At 54.8% G+C, this 22,726-nt stretch carries 15 protein-coding genes; 1 reads left to right on the top strand and 14 read right to left on the bottom strand.

What is annotated here, in order from left to right; genetic code table 11:
* Positions 1–9: 9 nt before the first annotated feature.
* Positions 10–1,476, bottom strand: a complete 1,467-nt coding sequence (gene guaB / locus BZK42_RS21215; RefSeq protein ID WP_019077375.1) for an IMP dehydrogenase — start codon at positions 1,474–1,476, stop codon at positions 10–12.
* Positions 1,477–1,636: 160 nt separating this feature from the next.
* Between guaB and xseA the strand changes: the two genes are divergently transcribed.
* Positions 1,637–3,010: an exodeoxyribonuclease VII large subunit gene (xseA, locus tag BZK42_RS21210; RefSeq protein WP_080860045.1), complete on the top strand. Its 1,374-nt coding sequence runs from the start codon at positions 1,637–1,639 to the stop codon at positions 3,008–3,010.
* Here the strand turns inward: xseA and BZK42_RS21205 are convergent.
* The 13 genes from BZK42_RS21205 to BZK42_RS21140 all read right to left on the bottom strand — a co-directional run bounded on the left by BZK42_RS21205 (position 3,007) and on the right by BZK42_RS21140 (position 22,718).
* Complete coding sequence (locus BZK42_RS21205; RefSeq protein ID WP_016157125.1) at positions 3,007–3,222, bottom strand: zinc ribbon domain-containing protein; 216 nt, start codon at positions 3,220–3,222, stop codon at positions 3,007–3,009. The genes xseA and BZK42_RS21205 overlap by 4 nt on opposite strands.
* 51 nt (positions 3,223–3,273) lie before the next feature.
* Complete coding sequence (locus BZK42_RS21200) at positions 3,274–4,356, bottom strand: Gfo/Idh/MocA family oxidoreductase (RefSeq protein ID WP_080860043.1); 1,083 nt, start codon at positions 4,354–4,356, stop codon at positions 3,274–3,276.
* Positions 4,357–4,419: 63 nt separating this feature from the next.
* A complete protein-coding gene (locus BZK42_RS21195) occupies positions 4,420–5,961 on the bottom strand; it encodes a peptide MFS transporter (RefSeq protein WP_016157127.1) in 1,542 nt (513 codons plus the stop codon).
* Positions 5,962–6,261: 300 nt separating this feature from the next.
* Entirely contained in the window at positions 6,262–7,734 is a 1,473-nt protein-coding gene (gene der, locus BZK42_RS21190) for a ribosome biogenesis GTPase Der (protein WP_080860061.1), read from the bottom strand.
* Positions 7,735–7,852: 118 nt separating this feature from the next.
* Complete coding sequence (gene bamB / locus BZK42_RS21185; RefSeq protein ID WP_016153997.1) at positions 7,853–9,031, bottom strand: outer membrane protein assembly factor BamB; 1,179 nt, start codon at positions 9,029–9,031, stop codon at positions 7,853–7,855.
* 10 nt (positions 9,032–9,041) lie between these two features.
* Positions 9,042–9,662 carry a YfgM family protein gene (locus tag BZK42_RS21180; protein WP_016157128.1) on the bottom strand — a complete coding sequence of 207 codons (621 nt, stop codon included), beginning with the start codon at positions 9,660–9,662 and terminating at the stop codon, positions 9,042–9,044.
* A 13-nt stretch (positions 9,663–9,675) separates the two neighbouring features.
* Positions 9,676–10,950, bottom strand: coding sequence for a histidine--tRNA ligase (hisS, locus tag BZK42_RS21175; RefSeq protein ID WP_016153999.1), 1,275 nt, complete (start codon positions 10,948–10,950; stop codon positions 9,676–9,678).
* Between the two features lie 110 nt (positions 10,951–11,060).
* The gene (ispG, locus tag BZK42_RS21170) at positions 11,061–12,179 is read right to left on the bottom strand and encodes a flavodoxin-dependent (E)-4-hydroxy-3-methylbut-2-enyl-diphosphate synthase (RefSeq protein ID WP_016154000.1); all 1,119 of its coding nucleotides are present in this window, start codon (positions 12,177–12,179) and stop codon (positions 11,061–11,063) included.
* Positions 12,180–12,205: 26 nt separating this feature from the next.
* Complete coding sequence (rodZ, locus tag BZK42_RS21165) at positions 12,206–13,195, bottom strand: cytoskeleton protein RodZ (RefSeq protein ID WP_080860041.1); 990 nt, start codon at positions 13,193–13,195, stop codon at positions 12,206–12,208.
* Positions 13,196–13,479: 284 nt separating this feature from the next.
* Positions 13,480–14,646, bottom strand: a complete 1,167-nt coding sequence (gene rlmN, locus BZK42_RS21155) for a dual-specificity RNA methyltransferase RlmN (RefSeq protein ID WP_016154002.1) — start codon at positions 14,644–14,646, stop codon at positions 13,480–13,482.
* A 256-nt stretch (positions 14,647–14,902) separates the two neighbouring features.
* A complete protein-coding gene (gene ndk, locus BZK42_RS21150) occupies positions 14,903–15,334 on the bottom strand; it encodes a nucleoside-diphosphate kinase (RefSeq protein ID WP_003037710.1) in 432 nt (143 codons plus the stop codon).
* Positions 15,335–15,470: 136 nt separating this feature from the next.
* Entirely contained in the window at positions 15,471–17,783 is a 2,313-nt protein-coding gene (gene pbpC, locus BZK42_RS21145) for a peptidoglycan glycosyltransferase PbpC (RefSeq protein WP_080860038.1), read from the bottom strand.
* Positions 17,784–22,718 (bottom strand): alpha-2-macroglobulin family protein, encoded by a 4,935-nt coding sequence (locus BZK42_RS21140; RefSeq protein ID WP_080860037.1) that lies wholly within the window; start codon positions 22,716–22,718, stop codon positions 17,784–17,786.
* Between the last annotated feature and the right edge of the window lie 8 nt (positions 22,719–22,726).

The following is a 22,726-nucleotide window of genomic DNA, read 5'->3' as shown; positions in this document are numbered from 1 at the left end:
GGAAACTTATCAGGAGCCCATGCGATAGTTAGGGGACTCTTTGGTGATGGTCACATCGTGAACGTGACTTTCCTGAATACCCGCACCGCTGATACGTACAAACTCTGCTTTTGTTCGCAGCGCGTCGATAGTACCACAGCCGGTCAGACCCATACAGGAGCGCAGGCCACCCATCTGCTGGTGAATGATCTCTTTCAGGCGACCTTTATACGCAACGCGACCTTCAATACCTTCCGGGACCAGTTTGTCAGCAGCGTTATCGCTCTGGAAATAACGGTCGGAAGAACCTTTGGACATCGCGCCCAGAGAGCCCATACCACGGTATGATTTGTAAGAACGGCCCTGATACAGTTCGATTTCGCCCGGAGATTCTTCAGTCCCCGCCAGCATAGAGCCAACCATCACTGCAGAAGCACCCGCAGCGATAGCTTTTGCGATGTCGCCGGAAAAACGAATACCGCCATCGGCAATAACCGGGATACCAGTGCCTTCCAGCGCTTCAACGGCGTCAGAAACGGCGGTGATCTGTGGTACACCTACGCCGGTAACGATACGGGTAGTACAGATGGAGCCTGGGCCGATACCGACTTTAACAGCGCTGCAGCCGGCTTCCGCCAGCGCGCGAGCGCCTGCACCAGTCGCAACGTTCCCCCCGATGATCTGCAGATCCGGGTATTTAGCACGAGTTTCACGGATACGCTGCAGTACGCCTTCTGAGTGACCGTGAGAGGAATCAATCAGCAGAACATCCACGCCAGCGGCAACCAGCGCGTCAACACGCTCTTCGTTACCCGCACCTGCGCCTACAGCAGCCCCAACGCGCAGACGACCATGCTCGTCTTTACAGGCGTTAGGTTTACGTTCCGCTTTCTGGAAATCTTTAACGGTGATCATGCCGAGCAGATGGAAGCTGTCGTCAACAACCAGCGCTTTCTCGACGCGTTTTTCGTGCATTTTGGCAAAGACAACATCGCGTGCTTCGCCTTCACGAACGGTCACCAGACGCTCTTTCGGCGTCATGTAGACGCTAACCGGCTGATTCAGATCAGTCACAAACCGTACGTCACGACCGGTGATGATGCCGACCAGTTCGTTATCTTCAGTCACTACCGGGTAGCCTGCGAAACCGTTACGCTCGGTCAGTTCTTTTACTTCGCGCAGAGTGGTGGTTGGCAGTACGGTTTGTGGGTCGGTCACGACGCCAGATTCGTGTTTCTTCACGCGACGAACTTCTTCCGCCTGGCGCTCAATAGACATGTTTTTGTGGATAAAACCGATGCCGCCTTCCTGAGCCAGGGCAATTGCCAGGCGCGCTTCCGTCACGGTGTCCATTGCTGCGGAGAGCATAGGAATGTTCAGGCGAATGGTTTTCGTCAACTGGGTGCTGAGATCAGCAGTATTCGGCAGAACGGTAGAATGAGCGGGAACGAGGAGGACGTCGTCAAACGTCAGGGCTTCTTTTGCGATACGTAGCATGGGCAATATCTCACCTGGGAGGTTATTAAATATTGCCGCGGCATTATACAGAGCGTAACCGATTGCATCCACACTTTTTTGCAAAAAAACCTTGCGCTCCTCTGTGAGCATGTTACTTTCGACTGAATAACTTGCTGATTTAGAATTTGATCCCGCTCACATGTTATCCTCTCAGACCACCTCAATTTTTACCGTAAGCCGCCTGAATCAGACGGTTCGTTTGCTGCTTGAGCAGGAAATGGGACAAGTGTGGATCAGCGGTGAAATTTCGAATTTCACTCAGCCGTCCTCCGGTCACTGGTATTTCACGCTCAAAGATGACACCGCTCAGGTACGCTGCGCGATGTTTCGCAACAGCAATCGCCGTGTAACGTTCCGACCACAGCACGGTCAGCAGGTACTGGTACGCGCCAACATTACATTGTACGAGCCGCGCGGCGACTATCAGATAATTGTTGAAAGCATGCAGCCAGCGGGCGAAGGATTGCTGCAGCAAAAATATGAGCAACTCAAGGCCAAACTGCAGGCTGAAGGGCTATTCGATCAGCAGTTCAAAAAAACGCTGCCTTCACCGGCCCACTGCGTCGGGGTAATCACCTCTAAAACCGGCGCCGCGCTGCACGATATCCTCCACGTCCTGAAGCGTCGCGACCCTTCCCTGCCCGTTATTATCTACCCGACCGCAGTCCAGGGCGATGATGCGCCAGGGCAGATCGTTCGGGCCATTGAACTGGCGAACGCGCGGGGCGAGTGCGATGTGCTGATCGTCGGGCGCGGCGGCGGCTCGCTGGAAGATTTGTGGAGCTTTAACGACGAACGTGTTGCACGGGCGATCTTTGCCAGCCGCATTCCAGTCGTCAGCGCCGTCGGCCATGAAACCGATGTCACTATTGCCGATTTTATTGCAGATTTACGGGCACCTACGCCGTCGGCGGCAGCAGAAATTGTCAGCCGTAATCAGCTTGAACTGCTGCGTCAAATACAGCATGGTCAGCAGCGTCTGGAGATGGCGATGGACTACTACCTCGCCAATCGTACTCGTCGATTTACCCAGCTTCATCACCGCTTGCAACAGCAGCATCCGCAACTGCGTCTGGCCCGTCAACAGACCGTGCTGGAACGACTGCGTCAGAGAATGAACTTCGCACTTGAGAATAAGATTAAACAGGCAAATCAGCGTCAGCAGCGCATGCTGCAGCGTCTGAATCAGCAAAACCCGCAGCCGCGTATTTACCGTGCGCAAACACGCATTCAGCAACTGGAATACCGCCTGGCGGAAAATATCCGTGCGCGTTTAAGCGAACAGCGCGAGCGTTTTGGCAACGCGGTTACCCATCTTGAGGCAGTCAGCCCACTGGCCACGCTGGCCCGCGGTTATAGCGTGACGACCGCAAAAGAGGGTGAAGTGCTGAAACAGACTAAACAGGTTACAGCAGGTGATGTGCTCACCACCCGCCTGTCTGACGGATGGGTGGAAAGCGAAGTGAGAGCTGTCACGAAGACAAAGAAAACACGCAGGAAAAAACAGGATTAAAGCGGCACAAACGCCACGCGTTTCTTCGAGATAAGGCCATGACCGTTCTGGCAGAAATAATCCACCGCACCACAGGCTTTAAGCACCTGCAGCGGCTGATTGCACTCCGGGCAGTGCGCTTCTAACTGAATATCTTTATTACAGTTATCACAGTGCGCCATACCGTTTTGCGGCTCCAGCTCTGCATGACAATCCGGGCAAATAATAGACATAGCGACTCCAGTACAGGGATCCATTACTGCGCTGAGTTTAACACGATGCGTTTAATGCCGCCCGCGTAACTGCTGCTGTAACGTTAACAGGCACTCCACTTCCTCCAGCCTGCGCTGCGTCGTGCGGCTCACTTCCTGTGGACTGCGTTCAAACTGACTTTGCGCGCCCAGAATATGCTCCGCCAGACAATGGGCATATACACTACCAGGCAGACTCCAGCGTTGTACAACATCACCGTCAATCAATTCGAGCACATCCTCGACACCACGGCGATCATGGCTAATGACACGACCATCACGCAGACAAAGGCGCAAGCCTTTTTGTCCGCCAGCCGGCCCCGCGTATTTATTCAGCCAGATGTCCAGCGGAATGCCGCTAATCTGTCCCTGCAGATGCGCCTCTCCTTCTGCTGTGGTCAGGTCACCCTCTACAATATTTCGTCCCAGACGGTCTTTAGCGCTCTTCACCTGCAAGGTCATACTGTCATTACCGCCCAGGTAACGCACTGTTTCACGCAGCATTGCCAGTACATGTGTGCCAATGTCCAGAATCACACCGTCCGGATGACGAAGCTCACGGGTATCCGGCTCACCGGTGGCAAAGTTAAGCGCAATGGGTTCTCCAACAGCGTTAAACCCGCTCGGTTCCTGCAAAAAACCGTCGATTTTAACAATGTGTGAAAAATGAGAGACAAGTGCCTGTTGCGGATTATCGCCCTGCCACTGCGCTCCGAGTTTGCCCAACGCCAGCTGCATTGCGCCATTGCGTGCCATCCAATGGTCGAGTGCCAGCACGCGGTTGGCAGCATCCGGTTGAGCCAGCAGCGTTTTCAGTTTTTCAATTTGGGAAAGCGTGGCGACAATAGGCTTTTCGACCACGATACGAGCGATGGGAGCCGCCAGCGCCTGTTCAAGCACATCGAGGTGATACAGGGATGCGGTGGTAATAAAAATGGTATCAAGCGGCATTGCAAGAAGTTCAGCGAGCAACGCACAGCGCGTCACGTCTGCGGGCTGCTTTGCGGGTTGAACATCAAATCCCACACAGCGTAGTGCATCACCGAACATATTACGTAATGCGGGCAAGTATGCCGTTTCAACGACTGCACCAAGCCCAACAAATCCTAACAGCATGCTCTTACCTCGTTAATTGAATAGCCGGGACATAACGTCTGCCCCGGCACAATCGAGGTGTTATCAGGCGCTAGTTGCCGGTTTAGTTTGCGTATTCTCCAGCATGCGACGAATCGGAACAATGAGGATGATCAGTACCGCAGCGCAGATCAGCAGCGCAATCGAGCAGCGTGCGAAGAGATCCGGCAGCATATCCAGTTGGTCAGCCTTCACATGACCGCCAATCAAACCTGCGGCCAGGTTGCCCAGCGCACTGGCGCAGAACCACAGGCCCATCATCTGCCCGCGCATTCTTTCCGGCGCCAGCAGCGTCATTGTCGCCAGACCGATCGGACTCAGGCACAGCTCGCCAAGCGTCAGCATCAGGATACTGCCCACCAACCAGAATGGAGAAACGCCTGCCCCGCCGTTACTGAGAACGTTTTGCGCCGCCAGCATCATCAGACCAAAGCCTGCCGCCGCAAAGAGGATACCGATAACAAACTTGGTGATGCTACTCGGGCGAATGTTCATGCTTGCCAGCTTCGGCCATGCCCAGCTAAATACCGGTGCCAGCAGGATAATAAACAGCGCGTTTATCGACTGGAACCAGACCGCCGGGATTTCAAAATCACCGATCATACGGTTAGTGTAGTCGTTGGCGAACAGGTTGAACGAGGTTGGCTTCTGCTCAAACGCGGACCAGAAGAACGCGGCGGAAACCAGCAGGATAAAGCAGACCAGCAGTCTGGCGCGCTCTTTACGGTTCAGACCGGCAAAGATGAACAGGTAGATAAAGTAGAGCGCAACGGAGGCTGCAATCACGTACACCAGCATGCTGGCAACCGCGACCGGATTAATTACAATCACGCCTTGCGCTATCAGCGTAACGATAACCGCCGCACCGACAGCCAGCGCCAACAGCCACGCTCCCACGCCGTTACGTTTCACTACCGGGCTATTCCAGGTGGAGTCGAGCCCCACTTCGCTGTCGTAGCGTTTCATTGATGGAACGGCAAATACACGGAAAATGATCAACGCCACCAACATCCCGATACCACCGATGCCAAAGCCCCAGTGCCACCCATGGGTTTTAATCAGCCAGCCGGAAATCAGCGGCGCGATAAACGACCCCATGTTGATACCCATGTAGAACAGCGAGAAACCGCCGTCGCGACGCGCATCGCCTTTTTTATACAGCGTGCCAACCATGACCGAAATACAGGTCTTAAACAGACCGGAGCCGAGCACGATAAACATCAGACCAATAAAGAACAGGTTGTTCCCCATAATGGCGGAGAGCGCAATTGACAGATGGCCGAGGGCAATCAGGATGGAACCGTACCACACCGCTTTCTGTTGGCCGAGCCAGTTATCAGCCAGCCAGCCACCCGGCAGCGCAGCGAGGTACATCGTACCGGCAAAGATACCCACAATCGCCGAGGCATTTTCACGTGCCAGCCCCATGCCGCCGTCATAAACGGTAGCAGCCATAAACAGGATCAGTAACGGGCGAATGCCATAAAACGAGAAGCGCTCCCACATCTCTGTGAAGAACAGCGAGCCGAGCGGATAAGGATGGCCGAAGAAAGTTCGGCTTTCTTTTTGATTAACAGAGGATTGCATAATTCTCCCGAAAGTTATGTCGTCGTGTGTGTAAACACCGCGATGTACGCCAGCCAGTTACGTATCTGACCGATTTTTTACATGCGGCGAAAATTTATTTAACCATTTGATAACCTAAGGCTAGTTTTGTCTAGTACCAGCCCCCGGACTTTAAGACGAAAACTCGACAAATGTCTACTTTCTTAGATTTAAACTTGGTAAAAAATGAATAGTGATTGACATCGCACGGGCTGAGGCTGGCGATGGAACGTCGAAAAAAAACCCGCGACAAGCACGGGTTTTTATCAGAATCAGCAACAGTTACTTGCTTTTTTTGATGTGTTTTATCAAACGCTTACGTTTACGCATCTGCGTCGGCGTCAGCGTATTGCGTTTGTTCGCAAACGGGTTTTCCCCTTCTTTGAACTGAATGCGGATCGGCGTCCCCATCACATCCAAAGACTTACGGAAATAGTTCATCAGATAACGCTTGTAGGAATCCGGCAGGTCTTTGACCTGGTTGCCGTGAATCACCACGATTGGTGGGTTATAACCACCGGCGTGGGCATATTTCAGCTTCACACGACGACCACGCACCAGCGGCGGCTGATGATCTTCTGCCGCCATAGTCATAATGCGCGTCAGCATCGCGGTGCTAACGCGACGGGTAGAGCTGTCATACGCTTCGCGGACCGATTCAAACAGATTACCCACGCCGCTGCCGTGCAGCGCAGAGATGAAGTGTACACGCGCAAAATCAATAAAGCCCAGACGGAAGTCCAAGGTCTCTTTGACCTGCTCTTTCACTTCCTGCGTCAGGCCATCCCACTTGTTGACCACAATAACAAGTGAACGCCCACTATTGAGGATAAAGCCCAGCAGCGACAGGTCCTGATCGGAAATACCTTCGCGCGCGTCAATCACCAGCATCACCACGTTGGCATCTTCAATCGCCTGCAGCGTTTTGATAACTGAGAATTTTTCTACTGCTTCGGTAATTTTGCCGCGCTTACGCACGCCCGCGGTATCAATGAGCACATATTCGCGCTCATCGCGTTGCATCGGGATATAAATACTGTCACGCGTGGTCCCCGGCATGTCGTAAACCACTACGCGGTCTTCGCCGAGAATACGGTTAGTAAGCGTGGACTTACCTACGTTCGGGCGACCAACAATCGCCAGTTTGATCGGCAGATCCTGCGGATTGAAGTCATCTTCAGGCTCTTCTTCGCCGTTCTCTTCGGCTTCCAGTTGCGCCCAATATTCTGCATCTTCATCCACCTCTTCCTGAGGAGCAACGTCATCCATCCACGGCAGCAGAACATGCTCCAGCAGGCTGAGAACGCCACGACCATGGGATGCCGCGATCGGATAAATTTCACCCAGACCCAGCGAGTAGAAATCGACGACCGCCTGATCAGGATCGAGTCCGTCAGTTTTGTTGGCTACCAGGAACGTCGGTTTCTGGCGCGAACGCAGATGTTTCGCAATGGCTTCATCCGCAGGCATCAGGCCAGCACGTGCATCTACCATGAACAGCACAACGTCCGCTTCTTCGATCGCCAACAGCGACTGTTCCGCCATGCGGATTTCTACACCGTCTTCGGTGCCATCAATACCGCCGGTATCAATACAGATAAACTCGCGGCCTTCAATTTCCGCACGACCGTACTTACGGTCACGAGTCAGACCCGGGAAATCCGCAACCAGCGCATCTCGGGTGCGAGTTAGACGGTTAAATAACGTGGATTTGCCAACGTTAGGGCGCCCGACAAGCGCGACCACAGGTACCATGTTTAAAGCCTCATTTAATAAATCATCAGACAACGGGCACATTTTTTGCGCCGTTGTTAAAAACAGTAAAACGGCCCCTGCACCAGGAGCCGTTTTTCAAAGCGAGCGGCCGGGACGATTAACGCGTAATAGAGTACAGCGTACCGTCTTTCGCCTGGATCAGCAGTTTACCATCAGCAGAGACCGGCTCGGTCAGGAAACCAGAGCTGTCAACTTTCTGCTGGGCGACAAAGCGGCCATCGTCAACGTTAATCCAGTGCAGGTAGCCTTCGCTATCACCCACGACCAGATTGCCGTTATACAATACCGGGGACGTCAGCAGACGGTGCAGCAGATCGCTTTGCGTCCACAGCGTCACGCCGCCATCGGTGGTTAGCGCCAGTACACGGTCGTTCTGGTCAACCAGGTAGATACGGTTACCGTCGACGATGAAATCATTCACTGAGCCCAGTTCACGTTTCCACATGATCTGGCCGCTGCGCAGATCCAGCGCCGTCAGGTTACCATTATAAGCCAGCGCGTAGACAACGCCATTGACGATAACCGGCGTGGTATCAACGTCGCTCAGACGATCGATTTCCGTTGGACCTGTCGCCTGAGAAATACGCTGCTGCCAAATCATCTGGCCCTGCTGCATCAGCACGGCGCTTACGCGGCCGTTATCACCGCCAACGATAGCTGCGCCAAAGGCGGTCGCTGGGGCAGATTCGCCGCGCAGAGACAGAGAAGGCATGTCGAGGTTAACGGTCCATTTGATGGCGCCGTCTGCTTCGTTCAAGGCCTGCAACTGACCGTTACTGGTGTGAATTAATACCACGCCATCGCTCACAACAGGACGAGACAGCGCTTCACCGGCAACTTTCGTCTGCCATGCGGTGGTACCATCGCTGGTGTTCAGCGCATAAACCTGCGCTTTTTCGCTGCCAATGTAAACATGGCCACCGGACACGGTTACACCGCCAGAAAGCTGTGCAGATGCGCGGGAGAACCAGCCGTCTTTCTCACCCAGATTAACAGACCAGACTTCTTTGCCGTCGTCCGCATTCAACGCCTTAACGACGCCGGCGCGATCGGCTGCATAGACAACGTTATCCGCCAGCGCAGGATGAAGATTGGAATAGAAATCACCAATACCGTTACCTACAGAGGTGCTCCAGTCCGTAGACGGAGTAAACTGGTTTTCAACCACCGGTAATGGGGACATCTTAACGACATCTTCTTCGCCACTAAACAGTGAACAGCCGCTCAATAGGGTAACGGAAAGCAGCCCTGGCAGAAGTAATTTACGCAATTGCATCGGGTCCCTCTCAGATGGACAAATTATTGATTTTCATCTGCATCATTTCGCTCAGAGCAGGAGAGGCATCGCTTTTCACGCCCGCTTCCCATGCGCTACGCGCACCTTGTTTATCGCCTTTGCTCAGCAATGCTTCACCGCGCAGGTCGGCAACAATGGCCGTCCACCCTTCACCTTTAATGGTGTCGAGTGTTTTCAGCGCGGTATCAGCCTGTTTAAGCTGAACCTGAACACGCGCCAGACGCAGATTAATCACCGCTTTGAGATTCTCATCGCTGGTCGCTGCTAAGCCTTGTTGCAGCTGGCTTGCGGCTTTCTCAAGTTCATTTTGGTCAACAAACTGCTGCGCCAGTTCCAGTGAAGCTAACGCGCCGTAGGTATTTTTGTTTTCTGCGGCAAATTTCTCTGCAGCAGGAAGACTATCCGGTTTACCCGCGCTAACCGCAGTCACCGTATTTTGATATGCCAGAGAAGCAGAGCGTGCGGACTCCGTCTGATGGCTGGTCCAGTAACGCCAGCCAACCAGCGCGCCAACCCCTAAAATGACCCCAACAGCCAGCGCTTTGCCGTTTTCAGCAAAGAAGCGTTTTACTGCATCAATCTGGTCGTTTTCGTTCTCGTAAATTTCCACGCTGTCCTTCTCCTTAGCCCAGTAGAGTGCGCAAATGCGCGGCAACGCTATCCTGCGCTACTGCCGTTTGCTCACCAGAGCGCAAATCCTTCACTACAACAGTACCGTCAGCCACTTCGGACTCGCCCAGTACCAGTGCAACGCGGGCGCCCCACTTGTCGGCGCGGGCGAACTGTTTCTTAAAGTTGCCGCCACCGTGGTTTGTCATCAGTTTCACACCAGGAACTTCATCGCGCAGACGTTCTGCAAGCCGCATTGCCACCGACTGCGTATCCGCCCCCGAAGCGACCAGGTATATATCGACAACAGGATCAGCGTTAAATTCCGGATTAACTGCCTGAACTAACAAAACAAGTCGTTCCAGACCCATGGCAAAGCCTACGGCCGGCGTTGCGCGACCGCCAAGTTGCTCTACCAGACCGTCGTAACGCCCACCGGCACACACGGTACCCTGAGAGCCCAGGCTGCTGGTAACCCACTCAAATACGGTGCGGTTGTAATAATCAAGACCACGAACCAGACGCTGATTGACGGTGTAGGCAATACCTGCGGATTCCAGCAGTTTGCACAGGCCCGCAAAGTGCTCGCGAGAGTCGTCATCAAGATAGTCGCCCAGCGCAGGTGCGTCGTTGAGCAGCGCCTGTACTTCCGGGTTTTTGGAGTCGAGAACGCGCAGCGGGTTAGTGTACATACGGCGCTTGCAGTCTTCGTCCAGTTTCTCTTTGTGCTGTTCCAGGTAGGCGACCAGCGCATCACGGTAGTTAGCGCGGGCTTCAAGCGAACCAATTGAGTTCAGCTCAAGGCTGACATGCTGAGAAATACCCAGCGCGCGCCACCAGCGAGCGGTCAGCATAATCAGTTCAGCATCGATGTCCGGGCCTTGCAGGCCAAACACTTCGACACCCAGCTGATGGAATTGACGATAGCGCCCTTTTTGCGGACGTTCGTGGCGGAACATCGGCCCGATATACCACAGACGCTGTTCCTGATTGTACAGGAGACCATGTTCGATGCCGGCGCGTACGCAGCCCGCAGTCCCTTCAGGACGCAACGTCAGGCTGTCGCCATTACGGTCCTCAAAGGTATACATCTCTTTTTCAACCACGTCAGTGACTTCACCGATCGCGCGTTTGAATAACGGGGTCTGCTCTACAATCGGCAAGCGGATTTCACTGTAACCGTAGCTGCCGAGCACGTTTTTGAGAGTGCCTTCAATGCGCTGCCAGATGGCGGTTTCGCCAGGCAGATAATCGTTCATGCCGCGAATGGCTTGAATGTTTTTTGCCACGTTTATTCTCTTTATGAATATAAAAATGAACCCTCAGCGCTAACCCGAACAATGCGGGCGCCATGCGGGTTCAATCATACACGGGAAGCACGCCGCTTCCCATCACGTTGTTATTTTTCAAGCTGCTGCACGTCAATACGACGCGCTTCGTCCAGGATACTCGCTTTGGCGCGAATGCGGGCTTCAAGCTGCGTAATCATATCGTCGTTATCGAGTCGATCCTTACGCACGCCGTCTTCATACAGACCGCTTTTCTTGTTACCGCCCGTCACGCCCAGCGTAGAAACCAGCGCTTCGCCAGGACCGTTCACCACGCAGCCGATGATCGAAACATCCATTGGCGTAATGATATCTTCCAGACGTTGTTCCAGCGCGTTCACCGTACCGATAACGTCGAACTCCTGACGCGAGCAGGTTGGGCAGGCGATAAAGTTGATCCCGCGGGCACGAATGCGCAGCGATTTCAGGATATCGAAGCCAACCTTGATCTCTTCCACCGGATCCGCCGCCAAAGAGACACGCAGCGTATCGCCGATCCCTTCGGACAACAGCAATCCTAAACCGATCGCTGATTTTACCGCCCCACTGCGTGCGCCACCGGCTTCGGTGATCCCCAAATGCAGCGGTTGATCGATCTGTTTCGCCAGCAGGCGATAGGATTCTACGGCGAGGAAAACGTCAGACGCTTTAACGCTGACTTTGAATTGATCGAAGTTCAGACGATCGAGGTGATCCACATGGCGCATAGCGGATTCCAGCAGCGCCTGCGGCGTCGGTTCACCGTATTTTTCCTGCAGATCTTTTTCCAGCGATCCGGCGTTGACGCCGATACGGATAGGAATATTTTTATCACGAGCGCAGTCCACTACCATGCGAATACGCTCTTCATTACCGATATTACCTGGGTTGATACGCAGGCAATCGACGCCGTATTCCGCCACCTTCAGCGCGATACGATAGTCGAAGTGAATATCGGCAACCAGCGGGACATTAACCTGCTGTTTGATAAGCTTGAACGCTTCTGCGGCATCCATTGTCGGTACAGAGACACGAACAATATCTGCGCCGACGCGTTCCAGCGCTTTGATCTGATTAACCGTCGCTTCCACATCTGTGGTACGCGTATTGGTCATAGACTGTACGGCGATGGGCGCGCCATCGCCGATCGGCACGTTCCCAACGTAAATGCGTGTTGATTTTCTACGTTGAATTGGAGCCTGGTTATGCATTAAAAAATCTCCCGCATTGCCGTCTGTTACTGAGCCGGTGATTGTTCGGCATTAACGGTCAGACGCGCAACCTGGTTAGTTCTGATAAAACGACTCAGATCGACAGGTTTACCCTGGAACTGAATCTGCACTGCCGCCGGAGCGCCAATTTTCAGTTTGTACGGCGCCTGACCCGTCAGATTCAGATTGCCGTCCTTACGCTGCATACCACTGAACAGTTTTTTTCCGGTCGCATCGGTCACTTCCAGCCAGCAATCGGCGGTAAAGTTCATTACCAGTGCGTTAGGATCGGCGGCTGGGGTAGTGACACCCGCCTGGTCAGTCGGCAGCAGCGCCGCGGTCGCTGGCGCAGCAGTTGCGGTATCGACGTTAGCCTGAGAAGGTGCCACAACGGCATTCTGCTGCGCATCAGCGGCAGGTGCCGGGGTTGCAGCAACATCTGGCGTAGGCGCTGCGTCCGCCACCGCGCCATCGTCTGGAGCCGGGGTAGTATCCTGACCCGCTGCGGCGCTGGTATCTAACGGTACGTTCTGCGCACCATCTTTACCGGCATTCAGCTCAGCGGAGGATTGATCGGCCATGGTGGTAATCTCTTCCTGCTGCGCTTTATGGTTCTGCCACCACCAGGCTCCCGTCAGTCCGACAACGACAAACAGCACCAGCCAGGTAAAGGTCATTAACCAGCCGTCGCGTTTTTTACGACGCTTACCGAGCGAGAAGCTCTGCATCGGTGCGACTTTGGCTGGGCGAATCGGAGCCTGTTTTTCCAGCCCTGGCAACAGTTCTTCTTCAGGAATATGCACCAGACGCGCATAAGAACGGATATAACCGCGCAGGAATGTTGAAGCGAGATCGGCTGGTGCCTTATCTTCTTCAATATCACGTACCGTGGAGACCTTCAGGCAAAGTCGCTCCGCGACTGCCTGCTGGCTGAATCCGAGTTGTTCACGGGCATTGCGCAGACGAACGCCGGTGGATAGTGCTTCATTTTTGTCGTGCGTGGCTTCAGTATTCATTCGCTACAGCTGCGTAAATTTGGGTTCTGATGCCGGCGAGCCACAATGCTCACCCACACCGCGAAACATCTGGTCAGTTAACCTTCGTCAGACAGTATAAAACGGTCAGACTATCAAAGACAAAACAACGTAAACCTGAGGGCTAAAGGCTTGTTGCGCCGTTACATACTGCCTTAAAGTCGACAAAAACGCACCGTTATTATTGACCTGACAACAACAACAAAGAACCTCATTTGGCTTACGTTGCACTACGGTACATGAATTATACCGTAGTGCACTCAACATCAAACGGTCTTGATATCGATAGCGTCGCCCTGCATACGCTTACGCAGAGTACGCTTGGTACGGTCGATAACGTCACCCGCCAGCTGACCGCAGGCTGCATCGATGTCATCGCCACGTGTTTTACGCACGATGGTAGTAAAACCATAGCTCATCAACACTTTGGAGAAACGATCGATACGGCTGTTAGAGCTACGGCCATACGGCGCGCCTGGGAACGGGTTCCACGGGATCAGGTTAATCTTACACGGCGTATCTTTCAGCAGCTCTGCCAACTGATGTGCGTGTTCAGTACCATCATTGATGTGATCTAACATCACATACTCAATGGTCACACGACCCTGGTTAGCGTTGGACTTCTCCAGATAACGACGAACCGCGCCAAGGAATGTTTCGATATTGTACTTTTTGTTGATAGGTACAATTTCGTCACGAATTTCATCGTTCGGCGCATGCAGAGAAATCGCTAGCGCGACATCAATCATATCGCCCAACTTATCCAGCGCAGGGACAACGCCTGAGGTGGAGAGCGTGACGCGACGCTTTGACAGCCCAAAACCGAAGTCATCCAGCATGATTTCCATCGCTGGCACCACGTTGGTCAGGTTGAGCAACGGCTCGCCCATCCCCATCATCACCACGTTAGTGATAGGACGCACGCCCGTTGCTTTCACCGCGCCGACGATTTTCGCCGCACGCCAGACCTGACCAATGATTTCCGACACCCGCAGGTTACGGTTAAAGCCCTGTTGCGCCGTAGAGCAGAATTTACACTCTAATGCACAACCGACCTGTGAAGAAACACACAGGGTCGCGCGATCGTCTTCCGGGATATACACGGTTTCTACGCGCTGATCGCCAACCGCGATGGCCCATTTGATCGTACCGTCAGAGGAACGCTGCTCTTCCACCACTTCCGGGGCGCGAATTTCAGCCACTTCTTTCAGCTTGTTACGCAGCACCTTATTGATGTCAGTCATGTCATCAAAGTTGTCGCTGCAATAGTGGTACATCCACTTCATGACCTGATCGGCACGAAACGGTTTTTCACCCATATCTTTGAAGAATTCGCGCATTTGCTGACGGTTCAGATCCAGCAGGTTGATTTTTCCATTTTTATTTGGAACCGCAGGAATGACGACTTCAGAGGTGTTAACTAATTCAGACATAATTTTTTCCGGCCTCGTTGTTACACGTTGTGGCCCGTGGAGGGTTAAAAAGAAACGCCCCGGCAAGCGTTCTGCTCTTCCGGGGCGTTGCATTGTACAAAGTCTGGCGCAGGTATGCCACGTTTGCACGAAGCATTAGCGAAAATAATATGTAAATCGCTAATTCCTCTCCAAAGGATTTCGCATCGCAGGAAAGCGGCACGTTCGAGCCTCCCCGAAAGCATAGAAAACGATGCGATGTGAAAGACGCAGGAGATTAGCGCGTGCGCGGGCAAACCTCGCCTTCACCGAAGAAATAGGCGATTTCACGCGCGGCAGATTCAACGGAGTCGGAACCGTGAGTACCGTTCTCAGTGAAGCTATCAGCGTAGTCTGCACGCAGAGTACCCGCCAGCGCATTCGCCGGGTTGGTTGCACCCAGCAGATCACGGTGACGCTGTACGGCATTTTCGCTTTCCAGAACAGAAACAACGATTGGACCGGAGGTCATGAATTCAACCAGACCGTCAAAGAACGGCTTACCATCATGCTCAGCATAGAAGCCACGCGCCTGCTCAACGGTCAGGTGCAGCATTTTAGTACCGACAATTTTGAACCCTGCTGCTTCAAAGCGCGCAAAGATGCTCCCAATAACGTTTTTTGCCACCGCGTTTGGTTTGATGATGGAAAAAGTACGTTCAATAGCCATGATTACCTCTGAAAAAGATGTTTTGTTGTTGTTTACCTGGCGCGGATTATAAAGAGCATCCCGGCAATTGACTATTGACGAAGATAACATTTCTTTAAAATAAGATGAATTTTAGCAACAAAAGTCACCTGGTGGTCTACTGCAACGAAAATCTCACCGTCGCCACCTGTCCGGCGTCATCCATCACCAGCAGTTGATAATCCCCTTTGGTCGCCAGCCGTAGCGTAAGACGGCGTCCGCGTTCATCCAGCCGTTCACCGTTAAGAAACCACCAGCGATCGCCAGTCCCACCGCTGGTTTGTACCGGCAATGAGGCCAGCGCAGAGCCGGGTAAACGCTTCACAATCGCGCCATCACGAACCCCTGTCAACTGCAACGGCAGCGAAGCATCCTGCCCCAGCGGCGGACACGTGGCAGAAACCGGTGGTAATCTCGCCCCACGGCGCTCTGACTCCGGCAGCCATGGCTCCAGCGGTAAAGGCCAGACGATTAACGTTTGTTCGCGCGCCTGCGGGCAATCCGCCGCCACACGTTTGCCTTCATCATCCAGCCAGACGGGGAAACGAATGCCACTCACGCCCTCCTGTTCGGGCAATAACAACGTGGGCGGCTGGCTGCCGTCCAGCAGCCAGGTTGCCAGACGGCGTCGACAGTTACTGTCTCCGGGCGCAAGTGACTGCCCACCCGGCCAGCACACTACGCCGCGGCTAACGGATTCAGGGCGCGGATCCTCCGGCTGATTTGTCCCGCGAGAGAGCAAAAGATTGTTGACCTGATTGAGCAGCGGCACGGCGCTGGCAAAACCAAACTGGCCCACCACCGGCGTACCGTCGGGTCTGCCAGTCCAGATACCCATCACATAACGGGCGTTAACGCCAATCGCCCACGCATCGCGATAGCCATAACTGGTACCCGTTTTCCACGCCAGCGGAACCACTCTGCTCAGCGCGTTATCCGGCAGCGGTTGCGCTTCGTCGGCCATAATGCGGCGAATAATCCACGCCGCGCCCACCGACATCAACGGACGCTCCAGCAGTGGATCGTCTGGCTGCAGGCGCAGTTTCCCCGCTTTTCCCTGACGGGCAAACGCACTGTACGCCGCCGCCATGTCTTCCAGTCTGGCCCCTGCCCCGCCCAAAATCAGCGACAGATTCGGTGCGGCACCTGCGGGCAGATACAACGGTAAGCCAACGTTACGTAACGATGCGGCAAAACGCTTCGAGCCATAGGCTTCAAGTACCTGCACGGCGGGTAAATTCAGCGAGCGCACCAGCGCTTCGCTCATACTCACCGGACCATGAAAACCACTGTCAAAATTCCCTGGTCGATAATCTCCGGTTCGACGCGGCACATCCTGCAACAATGAAGCAGGATGAATTAATCCGTCATCCAGCGCCAGACCATAGATAAACGGCTTCAGCACCGAGCCCGGCGAGCGGATCGCATTCACCATATCCACATGGCCAAAGCGGGAGTCGTCATTCATATCTACCGACCCCACCCAGCCACGCACGCTCATATCAGTGTGATCGACCACAATCATCGCCAGCGAACTGCGCGCAGGTAAGCGGCCCTTCCAGTTTTGCGCCAGCTCTTCCAGTTGGCGCTGCAATCCGGCGTCAAGGGTGGTCACGATTTTATCGCTCCGGCTTTTTCCCAGCATCATGCGCGAGAATAACGGCGCTAGCTGCGGCATTTGTCTGGGCGCCAGCCAGACCGGTTCTTCGCGTGACTCCTGCACCTGTCTGGCAGGCCAAACGCCCTGCGTAGCCATGCGCTCAAGCACTTTATTGCGCGCCGCTTCAGCGCGATCCGGCCAGCGGTCCGGGCGCAGACGGCTCGGTGCCTGCGGCAACACGGCCAGCAGCGCGGCATCGGAATAACTCAACTGTGCGGGAGATTTACCAAGGTAGGCCCAGCTCGCCGCCCCCACGCCCTGCAGCGTGCCGCCAAACGGCGCACGGTTAAGATATAGCGTCAGGATGTCGCGCTTAGAAAGATGCCATTCCAGCTGCAATGCGCGCCAGAGCTGGCGGAACTTGCCGCCGAAAGTTCGCGGGTGGGGATCGAGCAATCGTGCGACCTGCATGGTGAGCGTACTGCCGCCTGAAACGACGCGACCTGAGGAGAGGTCCTGCCATGCCGCGCGCAGCACTGAAAACGGATTGACGCCGGGATGTTTCCAGAACCAGCGGTCTTCGTAGTTGATTAACGCCTCAAGGTAACGGGGGGACACCTCATCAATAGTCACCGGATAACGCCAGATACCGTCCGCGTCGGCGAAGCGCCATAGCGGCGTACCATCGTAAGCCACCACGACACGTGCCGGATCGACTTCGTGAAGCGGCAGCGGCCAGATTTTATCTGCCGCCCAAACCACCGCTACCAGCAATAGCGCAACGGCTGCCAGCCAGAGCCAGCAGCCGCGTTTCCCCAACCCGCGCATCATTTACGGTCTGACAATCAAAAGCCCCTCTGTCGCACCGGTCGCGCGCCACTGCGGAACATACATTGACTCCACTTGCGGCACAGGAACCTGATAGGTCCCCGGCGTTACCGCCCGCGCCAGATAGACCAGCGTCACAGGCTGTCCTTCGTTGACCGCTACCGCGGCGACAAAGCGATCGTCACGGAACTCAACGTGCTGGATATCCGCCTGCTGCATCTGATTGAGCAAATTCGCTACCTCGCTGCCGCTGTCCTGCAGGCTGGCGCTGCCGTTGGCCAGATTCTGGTTTTCCAGCTCCAGGCCGGCTGGCAGTAAGTCAACCACCAATGCATCCGGTACATTCTGGCTGGCTTTTACCTCCAGCCAGACCAGTACCAGCTCGCCGCTGCGCAGAGAATCCAGCGCTTTGCTGTTCCCGTCGAGCCCCAGGATCTGACGCTCGATGTGCAGGACGTTGCTGGCAGGCGTCGGCGAGGTTTGCGGGTAACCACTCACATCCAGACGCAGCCACAGCGGCAGATTACCGGTATTGGTGACGTTCAGCGTAGACAGCGCGTCAGCATCCAGATTACGCGTTTGTGATTTCTCCCCGGCTAACGCCTGTTCAGAGAGTGACGTTTGCGCCTGCCACGAGCCAGGCAAGTCCTGTAACGTACGCGCGGCAAGGAACAGCGCATTGTTTTCCTGAGTAGAGAGCCAGCGCTGCCCAAAGGCCTGTTCTGACAAAGTGTTCAGCAGCGTATTCTGCACTTCAGGTTTAAGCTTGTTCTCTTCCAACAATGCCAGCATCAGCGCGTTGTCACGTAGCTGACTGCCGTAATCCGCCATCCACTGCTGCGCATCACGGCGTGGCGTATTCAGCGCCAGCGTCAACGCTTGTTCACTGCGGTTGGCGTCGCCCATGTTTTTCAGCGCTATCCCCAGTTGCATCAGCGGTAAACCGGAAGCCGCCTGTGCACGACGCTCCCAGATCTCACGCAGCGCGCCGAGCGGGGCTTTCTGCTGACGAGCCAGCACCAGCGCGGCGTAGGCCTGTACGGCAAACCGGCTTGCTGATGCGTCGTCGGTATAGCGAATCGACATCATGCCCGGATCCTGCAAATAGCGCAGCAGCCGCTCGTTACCCCGGTTAATCACCTCTGCCGGAACGCTATAGCCCTGTTCATTCGCGCGAACGAGGAAATCCATCACATACGCGGTCAGCCAGTACTCTTCCGACCCGTTCTTATCCCACAGCGCAAAACCGCCGTTATCACGCTGCATTTGCAGTAAACGAGAGATGCCAATCTCTACTGCCGCACGGCGTTTTTCATCGCTGTCGCCCGCGATACCTAATGCCTTCAACTGCGCGGCATTGGTGTATAAGGATGGGAACAACCCGCTCGCCGTTTGCTCGAGGCAACCGTAAGGGTAAGCTTTCAGTTCACGGATATAGCGCGCCAGATTCAGCGGTGGCTTACCGCTGAACAGCAGTTGTCCCTGCATCGTCACAGGAGAGAAATTCGTCAGTTCTTCGCCCGGAAGCTGCCAGGTTGCGCCCGGCTGAAGTGCGACGCCGTAATTAACAGTTTGCGCCGGGAACGCCGGTCGCACGCCAATTTTCCACTGTTTATGCTGAACAGGCAGCGTTTCACCCGGTAGATTCAGACCGCTAATTTGCGCCTGAATTTCGCCATCGCCAAAGCCCTCCCGCGCACGCACCGGAATAAACAGCGTAGTCCGTACGCCTGGCGCCAGATTCACCGGCGCGGGATCTTGCCCGATCAGCTCCAGGAGACCGCTTGCCGCAAGATTAATAATCAGCGTTTGCGGTTTGTCAGTCAGATTGGTCACGTCCAGCGTCAGGCGCGAGGTATCGCCCCCCGCCAGAAAGCGCGGCATGTTCAGTTCAGCAATTACCGGCGCGGCGACAATCACTTTGCTTTCGCTACTGCCAAAGTCATCCGCCGTCCAGGCTTGCGCCATTACCCGCAGCTCGCCGTTGAAATCACCAATTGGTAACGTCACCGTACCTTCGCCCTGCTCGTTAAGCGTCACCGGCAGCGCCTGTTGCGCCACGATATTGACGTGATTAACCGGTGGCTTGCCGCCGCGTTTTAACTCATCGCCATCACCACCAAAGCGCAGCGCCGCCAGACGTCCTTGCCCTTCGATCACCTGGCCGTAAATATCATAAATATCCGCGCCATAGCGTTTTTGCCCGAAAAACGCCTGCCACGGATCCGGCGTGGCGTAATCGGTAATGTTCAACACCCCGCTGTCAACGGCTGAGACCAGCACGTTAACCTGTTTTGGCACGTCGCCATTTTTAACGCTGGCTTTAATCTTGACGGTCAACGGCTGATTTGGACGCATTTTCGCCGGGCTTTCCAGCTCCAGCGCCAGACGACGGTTTTCATCGCCTAACGGCAAATGCAGTAAGCCGACTGCCCGTTTTGGCGTTGCCGAACGAGACTTGTCGCCAGGACGAACCACCAGCGCGCTGAGATACAAGTCATGGCGATTCCAGGTTTTATCGACCGGGATGGAGATATCAAGACCATCCGTCGGTACGTCTATCTCTTGCCACCACAGCGGGCCTTCGCTGGACTCCACCATCGCGTAACCTTTGCCTGCAGCGGGTGCGGCAATGTGTAGCTTCATGGTATCGCCGGGACGATAGCCGGGTTTATCCAGTTTCAGGGTCACGCGATCGGGACGCACTGCCCCGCTGCCGTCGCTGTTATCCTGCCAGCTATAACCAGCCCAGAAGCGAACGCTGCTCACCGCATCATTCGGAGCTTTCACTTCCAGGCGATAGGCACCCCACTCGACAGGGAAGCTGACTTTACCGGTCTCATCGGCCTTCAGATCCAGGGTCTGCTCACCCTCAACCAGATCTTTTTGATCGAACTGCGATTGCCAGCCCTCGCCTTCAGACCAGTTCCAGTAATAATCACGGCGTTCACGGATCAAACGCACCTGTAAACCGGACACCGCTTTTTTCTCGCCTTGCGCATCGGCATACACAATATCAAAAGCGGCATTGCTGTTTTCATCAACGCCAGGCTGATTGACGGTGGTATCGGTGCGGTAGTCATAAACGGCTCTCGCCGCAAACTGCGGACGAATACCTGGCAGCGTATCCGCAGGCCAGATGGCTTGTTCAACCCGACGCGTCACCGGACGGCCACCCGACTCCAGCAGGCTGGCTTGCAGAATCACCTGTAACGGAGAATGCGTCTCCTGCCATTGGCTGTTGGTAGTCACTTCGCCGCGACCGTGGTCATCCAGCGTCAACTGAACCTCATCGAGGCTGCGAGAAAGATTTTCTTCGGCAATATTACCAAACTGGAACCCCGGTAATGCCTGCACCGCTTCCCGCAGCGGGCGCAGGAAAAGCTGCCCTTGCAGAGCATTGCCGTTGGCGGGCGCGCCATACAGGTAGTAGCCCACCACCGAGAACTTCACTTCATCAGTTGGAGCCACCGGCATCTTATTGGCGGTGAGATTGAGCGCCATCCGCTCAGGCATGAAATCTTCGACGTGGAAATCCCACATCCGCGACTGGTTGTCGCCAGTATTGGCACGAATATGCCACATGCCGGTTGGCGCGCTGCTGTCCAGCGGCCAGCTAAAGCGATACAGACCGTTTTCCGGCTGGCTCACTACCGAGCGTAACACCTGTCCGTCGGGCTTAACGACCTCCAGCTTCACCGGCTGGTCAGGCAGCGTTTTGCCGTCGCTATCTCGCAGTAATCCGTTGAGGATCACCGTTTCGCCAGGGCGATAGAGGTCACGGGGGCCAAACATAAAGAACTGCTTGCTGTATCCCGGCGCGCCGGCAATATCAAATTCAGCCAGATCCAACGCCGGGAGCTTCAGGTCCAGCAGCGTGGTTTGCCCGTCTTTACGGGCCAGCAATAAGGCCGCGTCTTTATCGGTTTCCAGCTTGACGTGACCCTGCGCGTCACTGGTAGCCTGCGCCAGCGTCTGCCCTTTTTCGTTGAGTAACGTGACCTCAATACCCTGCTGCGCAGCGCCGTTTTCCAGACTCTGCGTAAAGACATCCAGTTGATTGTGGTAACGGTGCGCAGAGACACCAATGTCACTGAGCGTAAACAGCGTAGCAGCATTGCTGTAGTTATAGTGTCCGGCCTGATTCATCACCACAATGTAAACGCCTGCTTGCTGCAACGGCTTGATATCGCTCAGTGGCAGTAGCAGCTTCTCTCGGGTGTTACGCTCAGGATTGAGGTCAAAGCGTCCGGTATAAACCAGCTCCGCCATTTTCAGCAGATTGTCTGACTCCCAGTTTGACAACGAATTACGGTATTCCCACTGGCTGACAAACGCACCGAGCGATTCAGGCTTCACGCGAAAGAAGTTCACATCCACGCTATTAACGTTAAGGGCCATCACCGGTAACCCTTCAATCACTTTTCCCGGCAGCAGCGAGCCGCGACTAGCGAACCCTACGCTTGGCTGGACGTCGCGGGTGGTAATGTTTTTTTCATAATCGATAGCGAACGTCGCTTTATTCAGCGCCAGCAAATCACGCTCAATGGTAACCACCAGTTCCCGGTTAGGTTCGAGATGGCGTAAGCGTAGCTCTTTTAGATTTGGCGCCAGCTCCCAGGCACCATCCACTTTGCCGCTTTTTTTATCAACAACGTGCACTACGCGAGAAAAATCTTGTTCCGGATCGAGGGGAATGGAAAAGGTCAAAACGAGCGTTGCCGCGCCGTCGAGTTGGACCTCGGAGGCATCAAGCAGCGTCAGCGACTTACCCTGGCTTTGCTGAATCAGCTTTTGTAATTGGGCCTTATCTTTTGCTGGCGCAGTCTGCGGTGCAGGCGCATCAGGCTTCGCAGCCGTCGGTGATTTTTCGTTATTATTATCGCACCCAACCAGTGCCAGCATCAGCATACAGGCCGCTACGCGTAAATGTTTCATTTTTCATC

This window comes from Citrobacter braakii (assembly GCF_002075345.1).
Classification (GTDB): domain Bacteria; phylum Pseudomonadota; class Gammaproteobacteria; order Enterobacterales; family Enterobacteriaceae; genus Citrobacter; species Citrobacter braakii.
This window is presented reverse-complemented; position numbering and strand designations above follow the sequence as displayed.